The 21,806-nt window shown below is 39.3% G+C and carries 9 protein-coding genes; 4 read left to right on the top strand and 5 right to left on the bottom strand.

All coding sequences use genetic code 11. From position 1 onward, the window contains the following. Positions 1-81 precede the first annotated feature (81 nt). Positions 82-11,106: a gliding motility-associated C-terminal domain-containing protein gene (locus CHU_RS09310; protein WP_143144037.1), complete on the bottom strand. Its 11,025-nt coding sequence runs from the start codon at positions 11,104-11,106 to the stop codon at positions 82-84. 815 nt (positions 11,107-11,921) lie between these two features. On the opposite strand from CHU_RS09310, the gene CHU_RS09305 reads away from it, so the two are divergent. From CHU_RS09305 to CHU_RS09290, 3 genes are all read left to right on the top strand, one after another. After that, positions 11,922-12,971 (top strand): PorP/SprF family type IX secretion system membrane protein, encoded by a 1,050-nt coding sequence (locus tag CHU_RS09305; protein ID WP_011585287.1) that lies wholly within the window; start codon positions 11,922-11,924, stop codon positions 12,969-12,971. A gap of 299 nt (positions 12,972-13,270) precedes the next feature. Next, positions 13,271-14,233 (top strand): GNAT family N-acetyltransferase, encoded by a 963-nt coding sequence (locus tag CHU_RS09295; protein ID WP_187148213.1) that lies wholly within the window; start codon positions 13,271-13,273, stop codon positions 14,231-14,233. 307 nt (positions 14,234-14,540) lie between these two features. Beyond that, positions 14,541-15,341: a hypothetical protein gene (locus tag CHU_RS09290; RefSeq protein WP_011585285.1), complete on the top strand. Its 801-nt coding sequence runs from the start codon at positions 14,541-14,543 to the stop codon at positions 15,339-15,341. Between the two features lie 84 nt (positions 15,342-15,425). Here CHU_RS09290 and CHU_RS09285 read toward each other — a convergent pair whose 3' ends face one another. After that, entirely contained in the window at positions 15,426-18,221 is a 2,796-nt protein-coding gene (locus tag CHU_RS09285) for a PAS domain-containing protein (RefSeq protein WP_011585284.1), read from the bottom strand. Between the two features lie 39 nt (positions 18,222-18,260). Beyond that, the gene (locus tag CHU_RS09280; RefSeq protein ID WP_011585283.1) at positions 18,261-18,707 is read right to left on the bottom strand and encodes a response regulator; all 447 of its coding nucleotides are present in this window, start codon (positions 18,705-18,707) and stop codon (positions 18,261-18,263) included. 318 nt (positions 18,708-19,025) lie between these two features. Between CHU_RS09280 and CHU_RS09275 the strand changes: the two genes are divergently transcribed. Beyond that, positions 19,026-20,249, top strand: coding sequence for a PAS domain-containing sensor histidine kinase (locus CHU_RS09275; protein ID WP_011585282.1), 1,224 nt, complete (start codon positions 19,026-19,028; stop codon positions 20,247-20,249). A gap of 96 nt (positions 20,250-20,345) precedes the next feature. On the opposite strand, the gene CHU_RS09270 is transcribed toward CHU_RS09275, so the two are convergent. Next, the gene (locus CHU_RS09270) at positions 20,346-20,894 is read right to left on the bottom strand and encodes an OB-fold protein (RefSeq protein WP_011585281.1); all 549 of its coding nucleotides are present in this window, start codon (positions 20,892-20,894) and stop codon (positions 20,346-20,348) included. Between the two features lie 41 nt (positions 20,895-20,935). Further along, the gene (locus CHU_RS09265) at positions 20,936-21,778 is read right to left on the bottom strand and encodes a 1,4-dihydroxy-2-naphthoyl-CoA synthase (RefSeq protein ID WP_011585280.1); all 843 of its coding nucleotides are present in this window, start codon (positions 21,776-21,778) and stop codon (positions 20,936-20,938) included. Positions 21,779-21,806: the final 28 nt, after the last annotated feature.

Here is a 21,806-nt window from a genome sequence, read left to right as displayed (position 1 = left end):
GTCTAAACTCTCACTTATTTCATTCACATAAAAAAAAGGGACTCAATTTGAGTCCCTTTTTTTTATGTGAATGAAATTTCACTATCTGATCAAGGTTACCTGGCCTGTTTTTTTGTACGGACCTTTATATTGGGCACGGCCTTCATATGTAACGATCCAAGGATATACACCCGATTGTGCTGGTGCTCCAAGATACGTACCGTCCCAGCCAACTAACTTATCATTTGAAATAAAGATTACTTCACCCCAACGGTTAAATACCATCATTTTATAATTCGTCTCATATTTACCAAAACCTCTGAATGTCTGATCACCACTGCCTGTAATGTCAGGTGTAAATGCAGTAGGTACATCTATAACAGGAGCACAGATGGTATACACAATTGTCTGATCTGTGATCGAACAGAAAAATTGATTGGTGACGGTAACAACATATGTTGAATCATCTTTAGGAGAAACCGTATTCATATTACCGATAAATCCATTGTTCCAGGTATAGGTTGTATTAGGTAGTGTACCTGGATTCAGCACAACTTTTTTATCCGTCTCCGGACAATACGTATAGCTATCCGGCAAGGTAGACGTAGGATATTCGGAGAATGAAATATTGTTGGTAGAAGTATCTTTACATTGTCCTATAGTCATCGCTCCTTTAAATGTACCCGCTGAATTAACGATTACTGTTGGAGACTGAGAGAATATAGCGCCACTATTTTTTCTCCAGTCGTATTTAATATCCAGGAATTGATCCAGATTAGGAATATTGGTTGGTATAGCCGTTAACTCAACAGTCAAACCAATACACGAAGTAGAATCCAGTTCAACCATTTGCGGAATAGGTAAGCCAATTACATATACACTATCTGTATTGAAACAAGTAGTAGCCGGGTTGGTTACGCGAATATCATATTTTATGGTATCGTTAGCAGAAGATGTAATTGTTATCGGAGATCCGGAACCTACAGCTGTTCCATTTAAGCTCCAGGCAATTGTAGCACCCGGAGTAGTAGTACTGGCCGTTAATGTTCCGTTTCCACACGCTATAATATCTGCTGCTGTAATAGTTGGTGCCGGCTTAACAACTACCTGATCATCTGCCGCACAATTAGCAAATGAGAATTCGATTTTATATGTACCTGTGTCCGGAACAATTAAGAACGATTTGTTTTCGCCGGTCATTATGGTACCGCCGTCAAACCATTGATAAATGCCAGGTACAGTTGGTTGTGGAGAAGGGTTGGACTGTACCATTAAATTTTCACTGTAACAAGCTATTGCCGGCAGTGTAAATTGAGGCAGCTCAAAGGTTGTAATATTTACCGTATCACTGGCTACACAGCCTTTTGCATCTTCTGCTAACAAGATACGTTGTGTTGTAGCTGAAACAACAAAGGTATGTGATTTTGCATTGGCAGGTTGTACAATCACACTCGCATTATCTGTCCATGAATACGTGACACCTGTTTGCGTATTGTTTGCTGAAACCGTAACCGAACCACCGACACAAGAGTATTGATCCTGGCCTGCATCTGCAACAGGCATTGGTTCTATATATAATATTGCATTACTGGCTACAGCGTTACAAGTACCGTAATTTGAGGCAGTAAGTGTAAGTGTAACTTGGCCGGCTGCAATATCAGCTGCCGTTGGATAATACGAAGCATCCAGCACAGACTGATTTACCGCAAATATACCCGAGCCGCTGCTTGACCAGGTTGTTGTTCCGGTTGTTGTTCCGCTGTTTACAACACCATTTAATTTAGCGCCAAGTGCTGTTTTACATATAATAGGTGCACCCGCAGAAATGGTTGGAGTGGGCGATATGGTTACTTTAATTGTATCTGTTCCTGAACTGCAGATTCCTGAATTGCCTGATGTTGCATACAATTCAATTGTACCTTTTGCTGCATCTGCCTGAGCCAGATTATACGTTACCGGATTTCCGGAAGCATTTGGTGTAAACGAGCCAAATCCATCCGTTGTCCATACAACACCGGTAGCGTTCCTGATACCAGCGCGTACCTGAATGCTGGTTGCATCCGCACAAATTATCTGGTCTGCTGAAGCAAGTACTACCGGTACAGGTTGTACGGTTATTCTAACCGTATCATAAACAGGTTTACATAACCCCTGATTAACCGTTTTTGCAAACACATTAAATATTCTGTTGGTCGTATCTATGTCTGACATGATATACTGCGTATTTAATGAGTTTGCAGCGGAAGTGAAAAAACCTGTACCTGATGATGTCCAGTCAACCCCTGAAGCGACTGTGGTAGTAGCATTTAAATCAAGCACCTGATCTGCACAGACAATTTTATCCGGGCCAGCATTAATGGTTGGTTTCGGAGTTAGGTGGATTGTCATAAAATCAAAGTACGCATTACATGTACCATTGCCTGTTGTTGTTAAGGTAAGTCCAATTAAGCCTTTTTGTCTGTCTTCAGCGGAAGGGACATATACAGCATTTAATGCTGTAATGCTTGGAGAGAAAATACCTGTTCCTGTTGTTGACCATTCACCGCCGGTGGAATTTGTGATCGTAGGGTTTAATTGTATGTAAGCAGTGTCGGCACACAGTGGTGGGAAGCCACCTGCAGAAGCACTTGCGGATACCTCAGGTGCCGGATTGATTGTCAATATCATATCATCTGAATATGGGGGGCAGATGCTGTTGTTTGTTGTCGAAAGTGTAATGGTTAATCCTCCCGCATCAATATCTTCCTGTGCCGGAACGAAGATCGGATTTAGATCTGTTGCATCCGGGTAAAAATCACCTTTTCCGGTAGAGCTCGTCCAGATACCTGTACCGCTCAATCCGTCAATGATACCGTTTAATGGGAAAAAACCGGCATCCGCACATGCAATCTGATCAAATCCGGCATTCACCAATGCTCCCGGAGATTTCAATATGGTAATAGAAAAATACTTTTCAATTTCTTTACAAGGATTCGAACCAACTGTTGATGCATATATAATAACACCGCCATTTAACTCATCACTTGTAGATGGTGTATATATTGTACTTGTACCTGTTGTTGTACTGAATGTACCTGTTCCGGTAGTTTTCCAGATCAATGAACTTGTGTTAGTAACATTGGCTGTAGCTGAAACCGTATTGCCCGTACAGATAGAATCGTTTGGAACAGAACCGGAAATGGTTGGCTGCGGATTTAAGGTTATCGCAACATTTCCGGAATAGGCATTACAACTTCCATTGCCTGTAGAGGTTAATACTAAATTTACAGTTCCGCTCGCTTTGTCTGCAGCAGAAGGTATGTATTTAGCATTTAATTGATGTGCATTCGGAATAAAACTGCCGCCGGATGCTGATGACCATACACCTCCTGTGGCAATAGACACACTGCCATTTAACGGAATTGAAGTGGTATCTGTACATACAGTGATTGGAGAACCGGCTGAAACAGCAGGTTTTTTTGTAAAGGTTATGGTCATCTGGTCGGTAGCAGCCGGACAACTTGGAAGCTGACCTGTTGTTGTAACCTGTATGGTTATTGAACCTGCAGTAGTATCAGCAGGAGTTGCCACAAGATATTTCGTGTTGGCAGAAGTTGAACTTGCATAGGATCCATTGGCTGAAACATTTGACCATACGACACCGGTTGCATTTGAGAACGATGAACTGATATCAACTGTAGCAGCATCTCCACATATTGTTTGATTTCCTCCTGTACTTATTTGAGGAGCCGGTGTAATAATTAAATGCATGGTATCTGTTGCAGGTTTACATGCAGCATTGTTACCCGTTGATGAAATTGTAATGACAACTTCTCCGCCATTTTTATCTGATAAGGATGGCGTATAAACAGGATTGAGTGTATTAACATTTGCAAAGGTTCCTGAGCCGGATGTGGTCCAGGTAACACCTGTAGAATTAACACCTGTTGTACTGCCCGATAAATTTACAGAAGGTGTATTGGCACAGATTTTTGATACGGTTCCTGCATCTACATCTACCTGCGGTCCATCTAATATTGTAAATGTTACCTGGTCCGATGGAGCAGGGCAAGAACCGCTTGTTATTGCCTGTAACGTTAATGTTACCGTATGTGCTGCAACTTCTGCCGCACTTGGTGTATATAGTGCATTTAATGTCTGGTTATTCGGGCTGAATGTTCCCGTACCGCCAGACCATTGTGCAGATGATCCGGAACCTTCTAATGCGATTGGGAAATCGGTACTGCAGACTGTTTTGTCAGGGCCTGCATTAATAGGAGGAGAAGTCACAAACGTTATTACAACATCATCCGAAACATTTGAACAGCTGCTTAATGCTGTGCCTGTAATTCTAAGTGTAACGCTGCCCGCTGTAATATCTGCAGGCGATACATTATATGTTGTAGCAAGGCTTGATGTGGTAGATAATGATCCATTACCCGATACAATTTGCCAGTTAACAGATGAAACATTTGTTGACGAACCATTCACATTTACAGTTGTTGAAGAAATACAGGCTTGTAAATCATTTCCTGCCGAAACAGTTGCCACAGGATTAAATGTTACTGTTACATTGTCGCTAACTGTTTTACATAATCCGTTTCCGGTTGAAGCTAATGTTAATGTTACTGTTCCAAGAGATAAATCAGAAGCTGAAGGAACGTAGTTTGGCGTTAGGGTTGAACTGCTTGGTAAAAATGAACCACTGCCGTTTGTTGTCCAAAGACCTCCGGTTGCATTTGTTACAGTTCCGGTTAAAAGTACCTGAGTTACATTTGCACAAACTGTTTTGTCCGTGCCGGCATCTACAACAGGTTTTGGTGCAACTAAAACCAAAAGGTCATCGCTTACCGGCTTACACGTTCCGTTATTTGTAGTTGTTAACGTTAATGTAACTGTTTGGTCATTTGATGGAATATAACTGGCATTTGCTACAAATGCACTTGGTGTAAACGTACCGGTTCCGGTAGATGTCCATTTCACACCACCTGCTATTGTAGAAGATCCGGCTAATTTTACATTATTTGTATCGGCACAGATTGAAATATCTGAACCTGCATTTACCGTTGGTATAGGTGTTATTGTTATTTCTATTGTATCACGAACAGGCAGACATGAACCGTTTCCGGTTGTTACAGCAGCAAGTTTGACTTTGCCGGCCAGCTTATCTGCAGCGGTAGGATAGTATATTGGTTGTGTTACGGTATTATTTGGTCCGAATACACCTGAACCATTTGTAGACCATTGAACACCTGTAGCGCTTGTTACAGTCGCCTGATCTAATTTAATCTCTGTACTATCACCGCAAATTGTTTTATCAAAACCAGCATTTAACACGGGTGTAGGCGTAATGGTTAAGGTTAAATATCCTTGTGCCGGTTTACAGGTTCCATTTGCTGTAGTTGACATGGCAAGCACAACTGATCCTGCCGCTTTGTCAATAGCAGAAGGGGTATAGGTAACAGAAGAAGATGTATTGTCGGGAGTAAATGTACCGCTACCGGATGTTGTCCATTTAATTGTTGACGATACGGTAAATGTACCGCTTACGTTAGTAACTGCATTATTTGCACAAACTGTTTTATCTGCACTTACAGTGATAACAGGTGCGGGAGTTATTGTAATTACCATGCTTTTTGAAACAGCCGGGCATTCTCCATTTGATGTAGACGTTAAGGTAATAGTTACAGAGCCGCTTGCTTTATCTGCAGGAGTTGGGGAATAGACTGCATTTAAATCTATTGTACTTGGCATGAACGTACCTGTACCGGATTTTGTCCATACACCGCCGCCGGCATTAACAATACTGCCTGCAAGCTGTACATAAGCACTGTCGCCGCAGATTGTCTGATTCGGGCCCGCATTTACGATAGCAACTTTTTTGAAGGTAACGGTAACATTTTTAGATACTGGCGTACATGTGCCGTTGCCTGTAGACGTTAATGTGAATATTACAGAACCTGCTGTAGTATCTGCTTTTGATGGCGCATATGTAGTAACAGGTGCGTTTGCATTTGCAAATGTACCTGTCCCGTTAGATGTCCAGGTACCGCCGCCTGCATGCAGAACGCTGCCATTTAATGAAATGCTTGGCGTTGTAGAGCAAACAGTTTGAGGCATGCCCGCATCAACAACTGGAGAAGGTGCAATAATTACCTGTACAATACCTGTTTGTGTTTTACAGTTGGTAATACCTGTTGTTTTATTTGTTAATGTTACAACACCTGCTGCAATATCTGCAGCAGAAGGTGCGTAGGTAGTTGATGGTGATGTCGGGCTGGCAAAAGTACCTGTGCCTGATGTTGTCCAGCTTACAGCGGTTGCACTAGTAGATGCTGTTAATGTAACCGTAGCGTTGTTTTGACAAACAGATTGGGTGGAAGGAATTGTCAATAACACAACAGGTGTAATTGTTATGGTAAGATTTTTTACAACAGGATTACATGTGCCGTTGCCCGTTGTTGTTGCCGTTAAAGTTACGGTTCCGTTTGAAACGTCTGCAGCAGATGGAGTATAACGCGCATTAGCGGTTACGTTATTTGGTGAAAATGTTCCCGTTCCATTGCTTGTCCATTTAATACCCGTGGCAACGGTAAAGGTTGCATTTAATTGTACATAGGCACTGTCACCGCAAATAGATTGATCCGGACCCTGGGTTAAGGTAGGAGCAGGAGTTAATGTATGTGTAACAGTGCTTGTAACAGCCGGGCAGCCGCCATTTCCGGTAGATGTTAATAAAAACGAAACTGTTCCCGCAGCTATGTCTGCAGCACTTGGATTATATGTCGTGATCAAACTTGTCGGAGATGCAATTGATCCGCTTCCTGAAGTGATAGACCAGATACCGCCTGTAGCTGTTGTTAAAGAACCATTTAAGGTGATTCCGCTAACATCCGCACAAAGTGTTTGATTCGGTCCTGCACTTACAATTATTGCAGGCGTAATTGTTAATGTAACTGTTTTGGAGACTTGCTGGCATGAACCATTACCTGTTGAAGTAAGTGTCAATACTACAGAACCATTTGTTCTGTCAAGTGCAGAAGGCGTATAGATAGCGTTCAGTGCGTTTGCATTTGGTGTAAATGCTCCTGTTCCGCTTGTTGACCAGAAACCTCCTGTTGCATTTGTAACGGAGCCATTTAATTGATAACCTGACAAACTTCCGCACATGGTTTGTGATGCAGGACCTGTATTTACAACAGGTCCCGGAGGAATTGTTATGGTAAGTTGAGATGTTTTAACAGGGCATGCTCCGCTGGCTATTGTGCTGATGGATAAGGTTACTGTTCCGGCTGCAATTTCACCTGCAGATGGTGAATAGGTTGTAATTAAAGAAGCAGCATTTGCATATGTACCTGCACTTGGATTCCAATTGGCAGGAGAACCTGAAGCAGAAAGTTTTACCGGCAATTCAGTTGAACAGACAATTTGATCAACACCTGCGTTGATTGATGGTACAGGCGTATAGGTAATTGTCATGGTGTTTGATACCGCCTGGCATAAACCATTTCCAGTAGTTGTTAGTTTTAATGTTACTGAACCATTAAGCACATCCTGATTTGAAGGTGTGTATGTGGTAGATGTATTGTTTGCATTTCCAAAAGTACCTGTACCGGATACTTTTGTCCATGTTCCGCCGGTAGCACCGGTAACAGTTCCGGAAAGATTTGATACGGTGGAAACTGTTCCGCAGACAACCTGGTTTGGTCCGGCATTTACCGTTGGAGCAGGAGCTATTTTAACAAGCACATTAGCTGATACCGGCGAACATAATCCATTTCCTGTTGTTGTAACCGTTAATGTTACAGAACCGGCATTGATTTCAGTTGTAGTAGGTGTATAGGTAGTAGATAAATTTGTTGGTACTGCAATTGTACCGGCTCCGCCAGACCATAGTACACCTGTAGCTACTGTTTTTGTTGTCGTAATAGTTGCTGCAGGAACATCCGCACAAACATTGGCAGGCGTAGTTGGCGTAATTGTTGGAGCAGGAGTGAATGTTATTGCTGCACTTCCTGTAACAGCATTACAATTTCCATTACCGGTAGATTGTAACGTAAGACTTAACGAGCCTGCAGCTGTTTCAGCAGCAGTTGGTGTATAGGTTGGGTTTAAGACATTTCTTCCGGGAGAAAAAGTACCTGCACCTCCAACCCAGGTTCCGCCTGTAGCAATAGTAACAGCACCATTAAGCTGAACGGTTGCATTGTTCGCACACACAGAATACGTGCCTGGAGTTACAGTAGGTCTTGGTGTAATTGAAAGTGTGGATGTAGAAACAACAGCCAAACAATTTCCATTACCGGTAGTTGTAAGGGATAAGGTAACCGTTCCGGCAGTAATGTCATTTGGTCCGGCTGTATAGGTTGTAGTTGCGGAAGTAGCTGAGCCAAACGTACCATCACCGGATGTTGTCCATACAACTCCGGTTGCACCTGTGAAAGAACCGTTAAATGTTGCTGTTGCATTGTTTGCACAGACTGTTCTTGCCGGACCGGCACTTACAGTAGGCTTAGGAGTTATTGTAACCACTACCTGATCTGTAACCGGATTACATGTTGGCTTGGTTGCAGTAACAGTTAAAATAACACTGCCATTTGTAATATCTGTGCTTGTCGCGATGTAATTTGTAACCGGATTTGTAGGTGAAGTAAATAAACCGCCGGTTGGTGAAGTCCAGGTAACGGTTGATACACCTGTTACAGAACCTGTAAGGCTTCCGGTAGGGTTGTTTTCACAAATAGAAACCGGAGGACCGGCGTCTACTTTAGGAGCAGGTCCGAATGTAACGATAATTGTATCCGTTACCGGAGGACATTTGCCGCCTGTTGTTTTGGCTATAATACCCGTGAATCCAAAAGATATTTCTGCGGCAGAAGGTGTATAAACGATCGGGCTGGTTGTGGTATTCGGCGTAAAAGATCCACCGCTGCCCAGCCAGCTTTGTCCGGTAGCATCGGTTATTGCAGAGGATAACGTTATTACCGGATTATTTTCACAAACATCGGAAGGACCGGTTATTTTAATGGTTGGTGCAGGAGTAAATTTAATGATCATTTGATCTGCTACCGCCAGACATGCGCCATTACCGGTTGATGTTAATGTTAATGTAACACTTGTACCAGTTAATTCAGAGGCACTTGGTTTATAATTAGCCGTTAATGAATTGGCATTCGGAGTAAATGTACCTGTACCGCCAGACCATGTGCCGCCAGTGGCATTCAAAACAATACCCTGTAGATTAAATGAATCATTTTTACAGATTACGGTATCACGTCCCGCATTAACAACCGGACTTGGGTTAATAGTTACATCAACATTTGAGGTAACAGCATTACAGCCGGTTTTATTTGCCGTTAACGTTAAGGTGATTGTTTTAGGATTTCCTGTTTTTTCAGCAGCCGAAGGAGTATATGTTGTATTTAGTGAACTGGCCGGAGAAAAGGTACCCGTTCCGCCAGACCAGGTTACACCTGTTTGATTGGCAGCTGTACCTGATAACGTTATTGAAGCATTGTTAACACAGCCTGCTACCGGAGGACCTGCATTAACGGTTGGTGCAGTTGTATATGAGATGGTAACTTTATCTGATTGCTGGTTACAGGGAGTGGTTCCTGTAGTTGTTATGGTTAAGGTAACAGAGCCGGCAGCTATTTCTGCTGCAGTAGGCGTATAGGTTGCATTTTTTGTAGTGTTGTTTGGAACAAAAGTTCCTGCACCGCCAGACCATACGATACCGGGAGCTACACTGAAATTACCCGCTAAGGTTACAGTAGGATTATTGGCACAGGCAGACTGTGATGGACCGGCTGTAACAATCTTAGTTGTTAATGCAGGGTTATTACAATCATAACCGGCATAATAGGCATTACCAAATGTAGATGCCGTCCAGTAAAACGTACCCGTTCCTGCAGTAGCTGCATTGTCAAATGTGTAGGTGCCTCCATCAGGGCTTAATAAATCATAAGTAGCCGTTCCTGAAGTTGTTGAAATTAACTTTGCCTTCCAGTAACCATTCGATTGATTTCCTGTAACAAACCGGATAGATATTAATGTACCGTTGATGCTTCCTGAATTGTTTGATGAATTAACCGTAACTCTATATAATGCCGGAGTAGCTCCGTTTGAAACCACACTGACAATTCCGAATGTTTGAGCAGCACTGTTAACAGGGACAGGACCGCAATAACTGATTGAACCCGGAGGAACCTGCAAAAATAAATTTTGATTGGATGTGCTACTGAATACATTGTAACTTTTGAAATAAGAACATCCCCCGATTCCTTTAATAGGATTTACAATATTGTTACCAACGATTGTATTCACGGACAACACACTTTGATCGCTTAGTAATGCACCTTGCCCCGGACTGGACAGGTTATTTAAATAGATTTTGTCTATTTGTATCGTTGAACTTGGATTATTATTTATTGTCCAGGGGCCTCTGAATTCAACCTGAACACCTGTTGCAGTTGTTATTGTCCCTTGTTGCGAACCACTTGCATTACCATTGTTAATAGTACCTTCCCACAAAATATCAGAAGTAAGATTAATTGCACCTAGATTTGTTATCACACTACCTGCTTTTAATCCGGAAGTAGGGTGGGTAGTAGCAAGTGATGTTATTGTTGCACCAACTGCATTGTTAATTGTAAAGTTACCGTTCGGGTTTCCATCAATGCTTACAGATAAATTTTTACCATAGTTATTAAGCGTAAATCCATTATCCTGTTTTAAACTTAACAAAGCGCCATCGTTATTTCCGTAGTTATTAAGGGCAATGTTTGGATTGATGGAACGTGTGCCTGATATCTTACCGCAATTATTAAGGGTAGCAGAAGAACTTGCTGAGATATCACTTGTCAACGTACCTCCGGTAGCTATGTTTATAGTTCCCGTAGTAATGGAAGGGCTTATACCAAGCGTACCTCCGGATTGAACAATAACAGTACCGCCATTAATGGTAATGTTTCCTGAATTGTAATTTGAACTGATACAAAGCACATCGGATGCTGTAAGTGTATAGCTCGTACCTGCAACCGCTGTTTTGGTACAGGTTGGAACAGCCGGACACTGCGCTTGTATTTCTGTATTTACATAAACAATAAAAATAAATGAGAGGATAAATAAGCAGAGGATTTTTTTCATTTTGTTATATGTAATATTTGACAATATTTTATTGAATGATTTAATGGCTTAGTAAAGGGTTTATCCGCCGGTATCACCAACAATAGTATTATTAACCCGCGTTGGTTGTTGTATCCAGAAATAATTCAATGCCTGCATAACTTCTTGCCAATCTGAGCCAAAGATAGAAAACAAAGCTACATTACTCGGTGAAATAATCCTATACCGTAATGTACGTGTAACTATTCAATTTTATTCCTTATAAAATCATTAAAAATTTTATAATTGCCGGATTGTATGTTAGTTATCTGTTTATAGGCAGTTTTATGGAGCTTTATAACAAGTATAAGAGTATCTTCTCAATTTATTACCTGTATTTTTAAAAGAACTGGCTTTTTTAAAATAGAATCTTGAATTATTCTTACTAAAGACACTACATTTATGTGTATATGATTTTTCTAACGTGCTTTCAATAAAAAGTTCTATCAACATATGCGTATGCAGTATAAAATAAAACAGCAATAAAAATAAATAGACCATCTAATATATTATATACAGTTTGCACCCAATTGGTAACAGTTATTTATCTATTTAATTGAATTTTTAGATATAAACTATCAACAATTTTAATAATTTATACGTTTTCAATCTGCGGATTCAGAATAAACGAACGAAGCTATAAAAAGTAAACGCATAATTCTTTATGTAAAATAAACGCTTGACGTATAATGCTCATGAGAAACTCTATCTGGTAAATGGCATCAATAAATTTCCAATTGGGAAATAAAAACATTATTTACGTATATTTGAAGGTATTACATCTAAATATAGTATTAATGTTTAGTAAAATTTGCTTACGCATATTTCTGGTTACTCTTATTGTTGTATGTTTTACCACATATAATGTCTCAAAAGGTCAGGATATACAATTTTCACAATTTTATTCCGTACCAATGTTTCATAATCCGGCATTTGCGGGTAGTGTGCATGCAACAAGAGCTACTGTATTAACGCGTTTACAATGGCTGGGCCTTGATGCCAATTATAAAACGTATTATGCTGCCGGCGATACGTATTTAGAGAAATACAAAAGCGGTTTAGGGTTTCAGATTGTACGTGATATACAGGGAGCGAGTATTTATGCATCCACGCAATTCTCTTTTTTATATTCCTACGAAATTCCTCTTTCAGAAAAGTTTACAGCACGTTTAGGTTTGCAGGCAACTGGTGTACAGCGTACCCTTGATTATAACGGTTTACGGTATCCAAGTCAGTTCAGAGATTCAACTACCAGTTACATAGGAGGAGGAAATTATCAGACAGGTATAAGCAGTCAGCTGTATGCTGATTTTTCAGCTGGAACGGTCGTTTATTCCGATAAACTTTGGGGTGGATTTTCTGTACAGCATTTGAATACACCAACGCAATCGTTTGCTGGTGCTGCACCGGATAAACTTGCAATGAACTTCCAATTGACGGGGGGGTATAAAATCATTCTTGCTAAACGTAAATACTTAGCATATACAGACGATGTAACTGAAATCAGCATTACACCCACATTTCATTACAAATCTCAGGGCAAAGCAGATCAATTGGATGTAGGTGTGTATGGTATGTACCAGCATCTGATGGCTGGAATATGGTATAGAGGTATTCCAATCAAACATTATGAAAAAACAGTTCCGAACAGAGAATCTGTTGTGTTTTTAATTGGGTGGATGTATAAGACATGGAACTTCGGATATAGTTATGATTTAACCGTGTCTAAATTAACAGCTGCCGGTCCGGGCGGCGCGCATGAACTTAGCATCACCTATATTCATAAGCCTACAAAGAAACGTAAGCCAATGAAAAGAATGCCTTGCCCAAGTTTTTATAAACATTGATAACCGGATTATAAATTCCACTATAGATTTGAAATAGCTTCGCAGACAATATCTGCGAAGCTATTTGTTTTATCAGCTTCTACGTCGCCAGGCAGGATCTTCCATTGCATATAAAACCAGTTCTTACATATGTCTGGATTTAATCGGAAATCAACTTCCAATATAACTAGTATCGATGGACGGTCTGTGATTGTGTCGATCGCAAAAGATAAATGCATTGAGTAATGTATAATACTTTTAAGGATGATTGGTTTTCAGATTAAATACAGGGATATTTAAACTACGAGCCCATGCATTGTATGAAAATTATTTTTGAAAAGAATTTGTATAAACTATATATTCGGCATAAACCCGATTTGAAAATTATTGATCTGCTGAAGCGCACATGTTGGGGAACCAAAGAAACAACATACCAGCATCAAGATACCGAACAAAACATAATGAAGGTACCGGATCCGTTATTTTTCAGTCTGGAGAAAGAAGACAAGCTTATCGGTACCTGTTGTTTTTCAAAACGCAGTATACATAAAAATAACCATACGATTGATTTTTGGTATAGCAGATATTTTTCTATTGATCCGAAAAACCAAGGTGGGATTTTCGGCAATATGATCTTAAAAAATATCCGTACATATTTTGAAAAAGAAATACATACGCCTTCGGTTTTTTATGCCCATGTAGATGCATCAAATACGAGGTCTCATAAACTGCTTAATCATATTGGCTTTGAAAAGATACGGAGCTTTGAAACACTAACGTTCAGTCGGCTTTATCCTAAAAAACATAAAGCAGCACAGATGCTTTTACAACCTGATAAGCAGATAATGCTTGATCTTTTACAGGAAGCATATAAAAACTACGAACTTGCTCATTTCGACCTGCGTTTTTTCGACGGAAATTATTTTATATTTAAAATTGAACATGAAATAGTAGCAGGTATACGTGTAAACAAAGCACATTGGATCGTAAGACATTTAGCGGGCTTTTCCGGGAAAATGATTATGACATGTCTTCCATACATTCCGGTTCTATCCAGACTATTTAATCCCAAGGATTTTCGTTTTGCGGCCTTTGATGGTATATACTGCAAAGCAGGCTATGAGAAAGAATTTTTTCAGCTGATGGAAAGTGTTTGTGCAATCCATAAGGTAAGCACAGGCCTCACCTGGATGGATACTCAGTCATCTTTATATAACAGATTAAAGACAGCGATGGTTGGGGAATTATGGATAAACTCAAAGAGCAAATTCCTGCCTATGTAGTTGCCGCTTTTAAACATGTTTCTAAAGAAGAGCAACAGAAACTGCGTGAACGTGCGGTGTATATTTCAGCAAATGATATTATTTAAAAAAACAAAATAATGTATCAACTTAAAATACAAACTTATAAGTGTTTGTAAAAGGAAGCATCGATTTTTCAAATTTGCATGTACTTTATTTTTTATTATTTTAGAATATTGAATAGATTTTTATTTATACTTCATATGTTAGCCAGGCACTACTTTTTTATATTTATAAATACTATTCTCATCTATCTGTAAAAAAATAATATCCAATAAATCAAAAAACTATGAAAACACATATTCTAAAATCAGCTATCTGTTTATTATCGATTCTCTTTATTGCAACTGCATGTAAAAAAAATAAAGAGGATGAAACACCTGCACCAGCATCAGAAACGTGTACATTGAAATATGTTGTAGATAGTGAAATAGGTGATTCCACTGCATTGGTATACGATGAGCAAAATAGAATTTCAAAGGTTCAATATTATGATGAAACCGGCGCTGAGGGAAATTATATAACCTATACGTATGGAACCAATAAGATCACATATGTTATTCATGATGATGAGGGAGAGCATGCAACTTACTTGCATTTAAATGCTGCCGGTACGATAGATTATTTGGCTATGTACAACGAATTTAACGGAGGGACGGTTAAACAATCTGATACAATATTTTATACCTATAATGCCGAAGGATATAATATTCAAAAAGTGCAAAAATACGAATCTGTTTCAGGAGGTATGACTTATTCCGGCAAAGATACAACATGGAATACCTATGTGGATGGAAATCTGATTACAGAAAAAGAGAAACGTGATGGCGGTAAAATAATTATCACTACAAATACCTATACCTCTATCTTGTCAAAAGGAATTTTTGATAGTAATTTATTAATCCCTGGCATAGGGGGTAAGGAGAATAAAAATCTACTTAAATCGACAAGCAATAATGATGATTCAGATACTTATAGTTATATATATGAAATAAATCCGCAGGGCTATGTTAGCCGTTCTGTATCAACTTATAAACATGACGGTAAAGAAGAAGAAACAGATCTTAATTTTTATTATAACTGTAAGTAATCAACGTTATTTTATATCATAAAAAAGCTTCAGCGATTTTCGCTGAAGCTTTTTTATTAAGAAATAAACTCGTATATGATTCAATTACTTCAATAACGGTAAGTAGATTGTAAACGCAGCACCTTTATTTAATTCTCCCGAAGCGCTGATAAAGCCATTGTGGTTTTGGGCAATTTTAGTGCAAATAGAAAGCCCGATACCTGTACCTTCGTATTCGGTTTTGGGATGCAGGCGTTGAAATACCTCGAAAATTTTATCCTTATAGGAAGGGTCAAAACCGATACCGTTATCGCTTACTATGATCTGATGATACAATTCATTTTCGTGCGCATTGGCATTATCTGTGTCCCTGCCCAGCAGTATAGCAGAACTGATTTTTATAACCGGAGGGACAGATGGCCTGGAAAATTTAATGGCGTTTGAAATTAAGTTTATAAATAATTGTCTTAACTGAAATGGAATTGCATTAATTTCGGGAAGGTTTGAAATTTCCAGGGAGCCGTTTTTCTCTTTCAATACTTCTGTAAATTCCGTTTTAATTTCATGCAGCAACAGATTAAGATTGGTCTTTTCAAATACTTTTTCAGTTGCGCTGGTTCTTGAGTATGTTAACAGATCGTTGATCAGTGTTTTCATTTTATTTGCTGATTGCTGAATGCGGGCAAAATAATTTGCGCCTTCTTTCGATAGCGTTCCACTATCGCTATTCTGGATTCTGCTGATGAATGTTTGAATCTTTCGTAAAGGTTCCTGCAAATCATGGCTTGAAATGTATGTAAAGGAGCGTAGTTCCTGATTCATACTTTCCAGTTCAATATTTGCATTCTTTAACTCTTTTGTACGTTCCTTGATCAACTCTTCTAATTTCTGTGCCGATGTTTTTTGATCCTGTATATCTGTGCTGGTTCCGACCCACATCTGTATTTCACCGGTTTTATTGCGTTGTGCAATAGCACGGCTTAATTGCCAGCGGTATTCACCTGTATTTTTTTTAAAGCGGTGTTCGAATATAAAATCGTTACCGGTTTGTATAGCCTGCATCCATTTTTCGATATTCTCTTCACGGTCATCGGGATGAACGATCTGGAGCCAGCCCTCTAAATATATCTGCGCGGGTGTGAGCCCCGTATAATCAAAAACAGATTGGTTAAAGTAATTCAGATTACCCGCTGTATCACCGGTCCATACAAATTGCGGCATGGAGTCAGCAAGTAATCTGAATTTCTGCACGCTTATATTTAATTCATCTTCCGCATGTTTGCGGTCGGTAATATTTTCGATTACTCCAATCAGTTTTTTGACATTGCCTTCTGCATCATAGACGCCTTTTCCTGAAATAGAGATCCAGCGTATAGACTTGTCGGCTGTTATAATGCGATATTCAGCATCGTAATTCTGTTTATTGGCAAGTGCTTCTAACATGTAGGAGCGGGTGATTTCTTTATCGTCAGGATGCGTTGAACTACGCACATCTTCCAGGGTAACATCTTTATCCGGCTCAAAACCAAAAATTTCTTTACAAAGTAAACTGAAATTTGCTTTCCCGCTTTTGATGTTTAATTCATATGTTCCTAGTTTGGCAGATTGCAGTGCAATTTCAAGCACTTCATTAGCCTTGCGTATTTTTTCTTCTGCTGCTTTTTCTTTCGTAATGTCCATTACAGTTCCAAGCATTTTTTCAGGAGTTCCCTTATCATCAAAAAAAACTTTCCCGAAAGCCCTTAACCATCGGACAGACTGGTCTCTGAGTATGATACGTACTTCATAAAACAGCTTAGAAGTTTCAAATGCTATTGCAAAGGCCTGCTCACGTATGTGTACATCATCCTCATGTATACATTTAACTAATTCTTTATGACCAGGTTTTTCGTGTGGTGCGTATCCAAAAATTTCCAGGTATCTGTCTGAATAGACAAGCTCGGCTGTCTTCAGATTTACTTCATATGTGCCTAAAGCTGTAGCTTCAATAGCAATATTCAGGCGTTGCTGATTTTCAATCATTGCCTTTTTAGCAATTACCTGATCCGTAACTTCAGAGCATACAATCATAATACCAGGTATGGTTTCATGATCGTCCAGCGGTTTATATACAAAATTAAAATACAATGTTTCATTGATGCCATTGCGTTTCATACGTATTTCTACATCTGTGCCTACAAAGGGATTTCCCGTATCCAGCACACTATTCAGCATTTCACGCACTCCCTGTTTTTCCAGTTCAGGTAATTCTTCAAATAAACGTTTACCAACAATATCCGCTGTTTTATCTATGTGCTGCAAATACATATCATTAGCAAGTTCTAATACAAACTCAGCCCCCCGCAGGATACAGATTGCTACAGGAGCGTGACTGAAATGGTTGCGTAGTTTGTTCTCAACGCCGCGTTGTGTACTGACCAGTTCATCTGTTTGTTTACGGATGCGGGCATCCAGCTCATGCAGGCTGGTGTGAAGTTCTAAAAGTTCTTTATGTGTATTGTTTAATACAGCTTCGTTGTCGCGGATAGCAGCAGCCGGATAATTGCTGAGTTGTAATTTTAATTCAACAACTGTGAGCAAAGCAGCAAAATGATCTGCGATCAATTCCAGGTTTGACAAGCCTCTGCGTGCTTTATCAATTTTACCATCTTTATAAAGACGTACAAGCTCTTGCGCAGATTCATGAAGGTTTATATGCACAAGTTTCAGCTGATGCATCTCAGGTATATGTCCGTAAGCTTTTAAGGCATGCTCATAGATCCATTTACTTACTGCACAGTCAGCATAGGAGATAACAGACTTTGTGTCAATTTCGGATCCATATAAAACAGACCTTAGCTTTGTTTTAAATAATAGATGCCGTGTCCTGGCTTGTTCAAAGTCAAGTTGTAAGTTATACATGACAATAAGAAGAGTAAGCTTTATATAAAGCTATAGATATTAAGCTACAGAAACAATGAATTGTTCTTTGGAAATCTGTTTTACTTCTTTTAGCCAATCAATTGAAAGTACTTTTTTTAAGGCTTTCTTTAAATGATTAAAATTATCCGGTTTACAGATATAAAAATTGGCTCCTTCTTTATATACCTTGTTTACAGCTTCTTCCTGCACAGTTGTAGAAAAAATAATAATCGGCAAGTGTTTTAACAATTCGCTTTTTTTTATTTCTTCCAGGCATTCAAAGCCGTTTTTTACGGGCATATTCAGATCTAAAAAAATAACATCAGGAAGCGGAGAGGGCGGAAGATACAGGATATCCATAAGCTCGACACCATCTTTAGCAATCGTTAACCGCATTTCTTTACATACTTCTGATAAGGCATCCCGAAAAAATAAACGATCGTCTTCATCGTCGTCAGCGAGATAAATGTTTTTGGATAGACACATAACTCAAAGATACCATAATTTATGAATAAACGTGTATACCTGTAGGTATTGAAACGGAAATGAGCTGTTATGATACAAACTTTCTTGATGTTTAAACACCTATGAATTTACTTGTGTTAATCAATAGATTACCTTTTGCATTTATTCAAGAATAATAATCTTTATAATGTTGTATGGTTTGAACTCTATGCTGTATACAGCAGTATAAAAGAAGTACGGAGGTTTTAACAGGAGCTATTGTTTTTTAAATTAAATCGAAGGATATTTAGGAAACTAGCTGATTTTTAATGGATATGAATTATACTTGTAATATGAAAAATGAATCATAAACCCACTCGTGAAGAATTAGAACATCAGATAACTGAGCTCAGGCATCAGAATGAGCTCCTCCGGCTGCTGCCTGCGGTTAATCTTAAAGAACAAATCAATGCCATTGAATTTTTAGTTGCCGGTAGTGCATATGCACCTACTATATTGAACAATATGGGAGATTCAGTATTTGTAAAGGATGAGCAAAGCCGGTTGCTTTTTGTGAATGATGCTTTTTGCCAGATGTTTAATCTGCCAAGAGAAGAGATCATTGGGAAGACACTTGCTGAAGATGTGCCCGCAAACGAACGCGAAAGTTTTTTGAAAATAGATAAGGAGGTATTATTTGATGGGCTGGAAAATATCAATGAAGAAACGCTGACTGTGCGTGATGGAGAAACATTAACAATTTCTACACGGAAATCACGCTTTATTGATACGAGTGGCAAAAGATTTCTTGTCGGTGTAATCCGGGATATTACAAAACGTAAAAGGGCAGAGCAGGCGTTACGGGAAAGTGAAAAAAGGTATAGAGAACTTAATGCAACAAAGGATAAGTTGTTTTCAATTATAGCCCATGATCTCCGGGGGCCGTTTAATAATATTGTTTCATTGGCAGGTTTATTACTGGATGCAGTAAAAGTACCTGATGTTGAAAGCTCTCAGCAGTACGTAGGCATGATACATTCTACTGCTCAGCATACATTAGTGTTGCTTGATAATTTATTAAACTGGGCGAAATCTCAAACCGGACAGATTGAATATAAGTCAGAAAAAATATGTGTGTCTGCAATTATTCAAGAGATTGTGGATCTCTCACAAACCAGTGCACAAACAAAAAATATTTCGTTGGAACATACTGCATCTGCAGAGATAGAGATCTGTTCGGATGAAAAAATGCTAAAAACAATTTTACGAAACCTTATTTCGAATGCTATTAAGTTTACCAGGAAAGGTGGGCGGGTCTGTGTATCGGTAAAATCAAATCAGAATCAGATTGAAATTACTGTTTCAGATAACGGTATCGGAATTAATGAACAGACACGTAAGAAAATTTTTGGAATCTCTTCCAACATTTCATCTCCAGGTACTGCAAATGAAAAAGGTTCGGGTTTTGGGCTGGTCCTATGTAAAGAGTTTGTTGACAAGCTTGGCGGTACTATTGGCGTTAACAGTATCGAAGGTAAAGGCAGTGACTTTACATTTACGCTGCCGGTAAAAGCAGAAGGATAAATGGCTTGTACTTAATATGCTTTTTTGAAATACAAACGAACGCCTGACTGTATCAGTCAGACGTTCGTTTGTATTTAAGATCGAAATTAAATGCAGCTACTTTTTCTTTTCGAGTACACAGCCCTGAAGCGAAAGCATATAAGTCAACGTCTTTTTTGAACTATCCGGCATCTCCTGGTATATAGTACTGATATGTTCTAATTTACCTTTCACGTTAATGTTTGATTTTTCTTTAATACCGATTAGGTCTTTTCTATACTCCCTGGGAAACGTAGCATTAAGGGAATACGAAGGCATGTTTTTAGTACTAACAACTTCTTTAAAAATAATATTACTGGTATTTATATCACTTTCCAAGCGTTCCACAACCCATTTTATAATGTCGGGAAGTGAATCGTTTTTAGTAAATACGATTGTATCCAGCTGTTCAAAAAAACGTACTTTCCCATGCACTGAGAGAACCTTGCCAATGTATTTATCTGCTGATGCACTGCTGTCTTTGGCGAAACTTTTTAACAGATCATCTGCATCTATTTCAATCACTTCTTCAGAAGCAAGAACTTCTTTTTGTATTTCGGATTGTTCTTTAACATTACATGCGTAAAACGAAAGTATCAGGATAAATAAATAAAAAATTTTTTTCATAACGAAATAGTTTCAATATAGATTTTTTTGTGATGAACAAATTAACAAGGTGCCCAGCCAATATCACCGAAATCCGGTTTTCTTTTTTCAAGAAATGCATTACGTCCTTCTTTGGCTTCATCTGTTCCGTACGCCAGGCGTGTTGCTTCCCCGGCAAAGATCTGCTGCCCAACCATACCATCGTCTGTTAAGTTCATGGCAAACTTTAACATCTTAATCGAAGTAGGGGATTTGGCTAATATTTCCTGTGCCCAATCGTAGGCAGTACTTTCAAGTTCGTCGTGCGGGATCACGGCGTTTACCATGCCCATGTCAAAGGCTTCCTGAGCGGAATAATTTCTGCCTAAGAAAAAGATCTCACGCGCTTTTTTCTGTCCAACCATTTTCGCTAAATAGGCCGAACCGTAACCGCCGTCAAAGCTGGTTACATCCGCATCTGTCTGTTTAAAGATCGCATGTTCTTTACTCGCAAGTGTTAAATCACATACAACATGTAAGCTATGGCCGCCGCCAACCGCCCAGCCGGGTACCACTGCGATAACCACCTTTGGCATAAAACGGATCAGACGTTGTACTTCTAAAATATTCAGACGATGTCTGCCATCTTCGCCAACATAACCCTTTTCTCCACGCGCTTTCTGATCGCCGCCGCTGCAGAAAGAGTAGATGCCATCTTTTGATGACGGACCTTCGGCAGATAATAAAACCACACCGATAGAAGCGTCTTCATACGCATCGTACATGGCATCGTATAATTCTGATGTTGTCTTCGGTCTGAAGGCATTGCGCACATCCGGACGGTTAAAAGCAATACGTGCTACACCGTTTGATTTTTTATAGGTGATATCGTCGAATTCTTTAACGGTTTTCCATTCAATTGCCATAATGAAGTAGTGTTATGTATGTGTAAAT

It is taken from the genome of Cytophaga hutchinsonii ATCC 33406, assembly GCF_000014145.1.
GTDB classification, from domain to species: Bacteria; Bacteroidota; Bacteroidia; order Cytophagales; family Cytophagaceae; genus Cytophaga; species Cytophaga hutchinsonii.
The sequence above is the reverse complement of the archived record's forward strand: the minus strand, read 5'-3'. Positions and strand labels throughout refer to the sequence as shown.

What these genes read in the sequence shown, in the direction of transcription:
- CHU_RS09310 (WP_143144037.1), bottom strand. Translation starts at nt 11,106, where the DNA reads ATGAAAAAAATCCTCTGCTTATTTATCCTCTCATTTATTTTTATTGTT.
- CHU_RS09305 (WP_011585287.1), top strand. Translation starts at nt 11,922, where the DNA reads ATGTTTAGTAAAATTTGCTTACGCATATTTCTGGTTACTCTTATTGTT.
- CHU_RS09295 (WP_187148213.1), top strand. Translation starts at nt 13,271, where the DNA reads ATGAAAATTATTTTTGAAAAGAATTTGTATAAACTATATATTCGGCAT.
- CHU_RS09290 (WP_011585285.1), top strand. Translation starts at nt 14,541, where the DNA reads ATGAAAACACATATTCTAAAATCAGCTATCTGTTTATTATCGATTCTC.
- CHU_RS09285 (WP_011585284.1), bottom strand. Translation starts at nt 18,221, where the DNA reads ATGTATAACTTACAACTTGACTTTGAACAAGCCAGGACACGGCATCTA.
- CHU_RS09280 (WP_011585283.1), bottom strand. Translation starts at nt 18,707, where the DNA reads ATGTGTCTATCCAAAAACATTTATCTCGCTGACGACGATGAAGACGAT.
- CHU_RS09275 (WP_011585282.1), top strand. Translation starts at nt 19,026, where the DNA reads ATGAATCATAAACCCACTCGTGAAGAATTAGAACATCAGATAACTGAG.
- CHU_RS09270 (WP_011585281.1), bottom strand. Translation starts at nt 20,894, where the DNA reads ATGAAAAAAATTTTTTATTTATTTATCCTGATACTTTCGTTTTACGCA.
- CHU_RS09265 (WP_011585280.1), bottom strand. Translation starts at nt 21,778, where the DNA reads ATGGCAATTGAATGGAAAACCGTTAAAGAATTCGACGATATCACCTAT.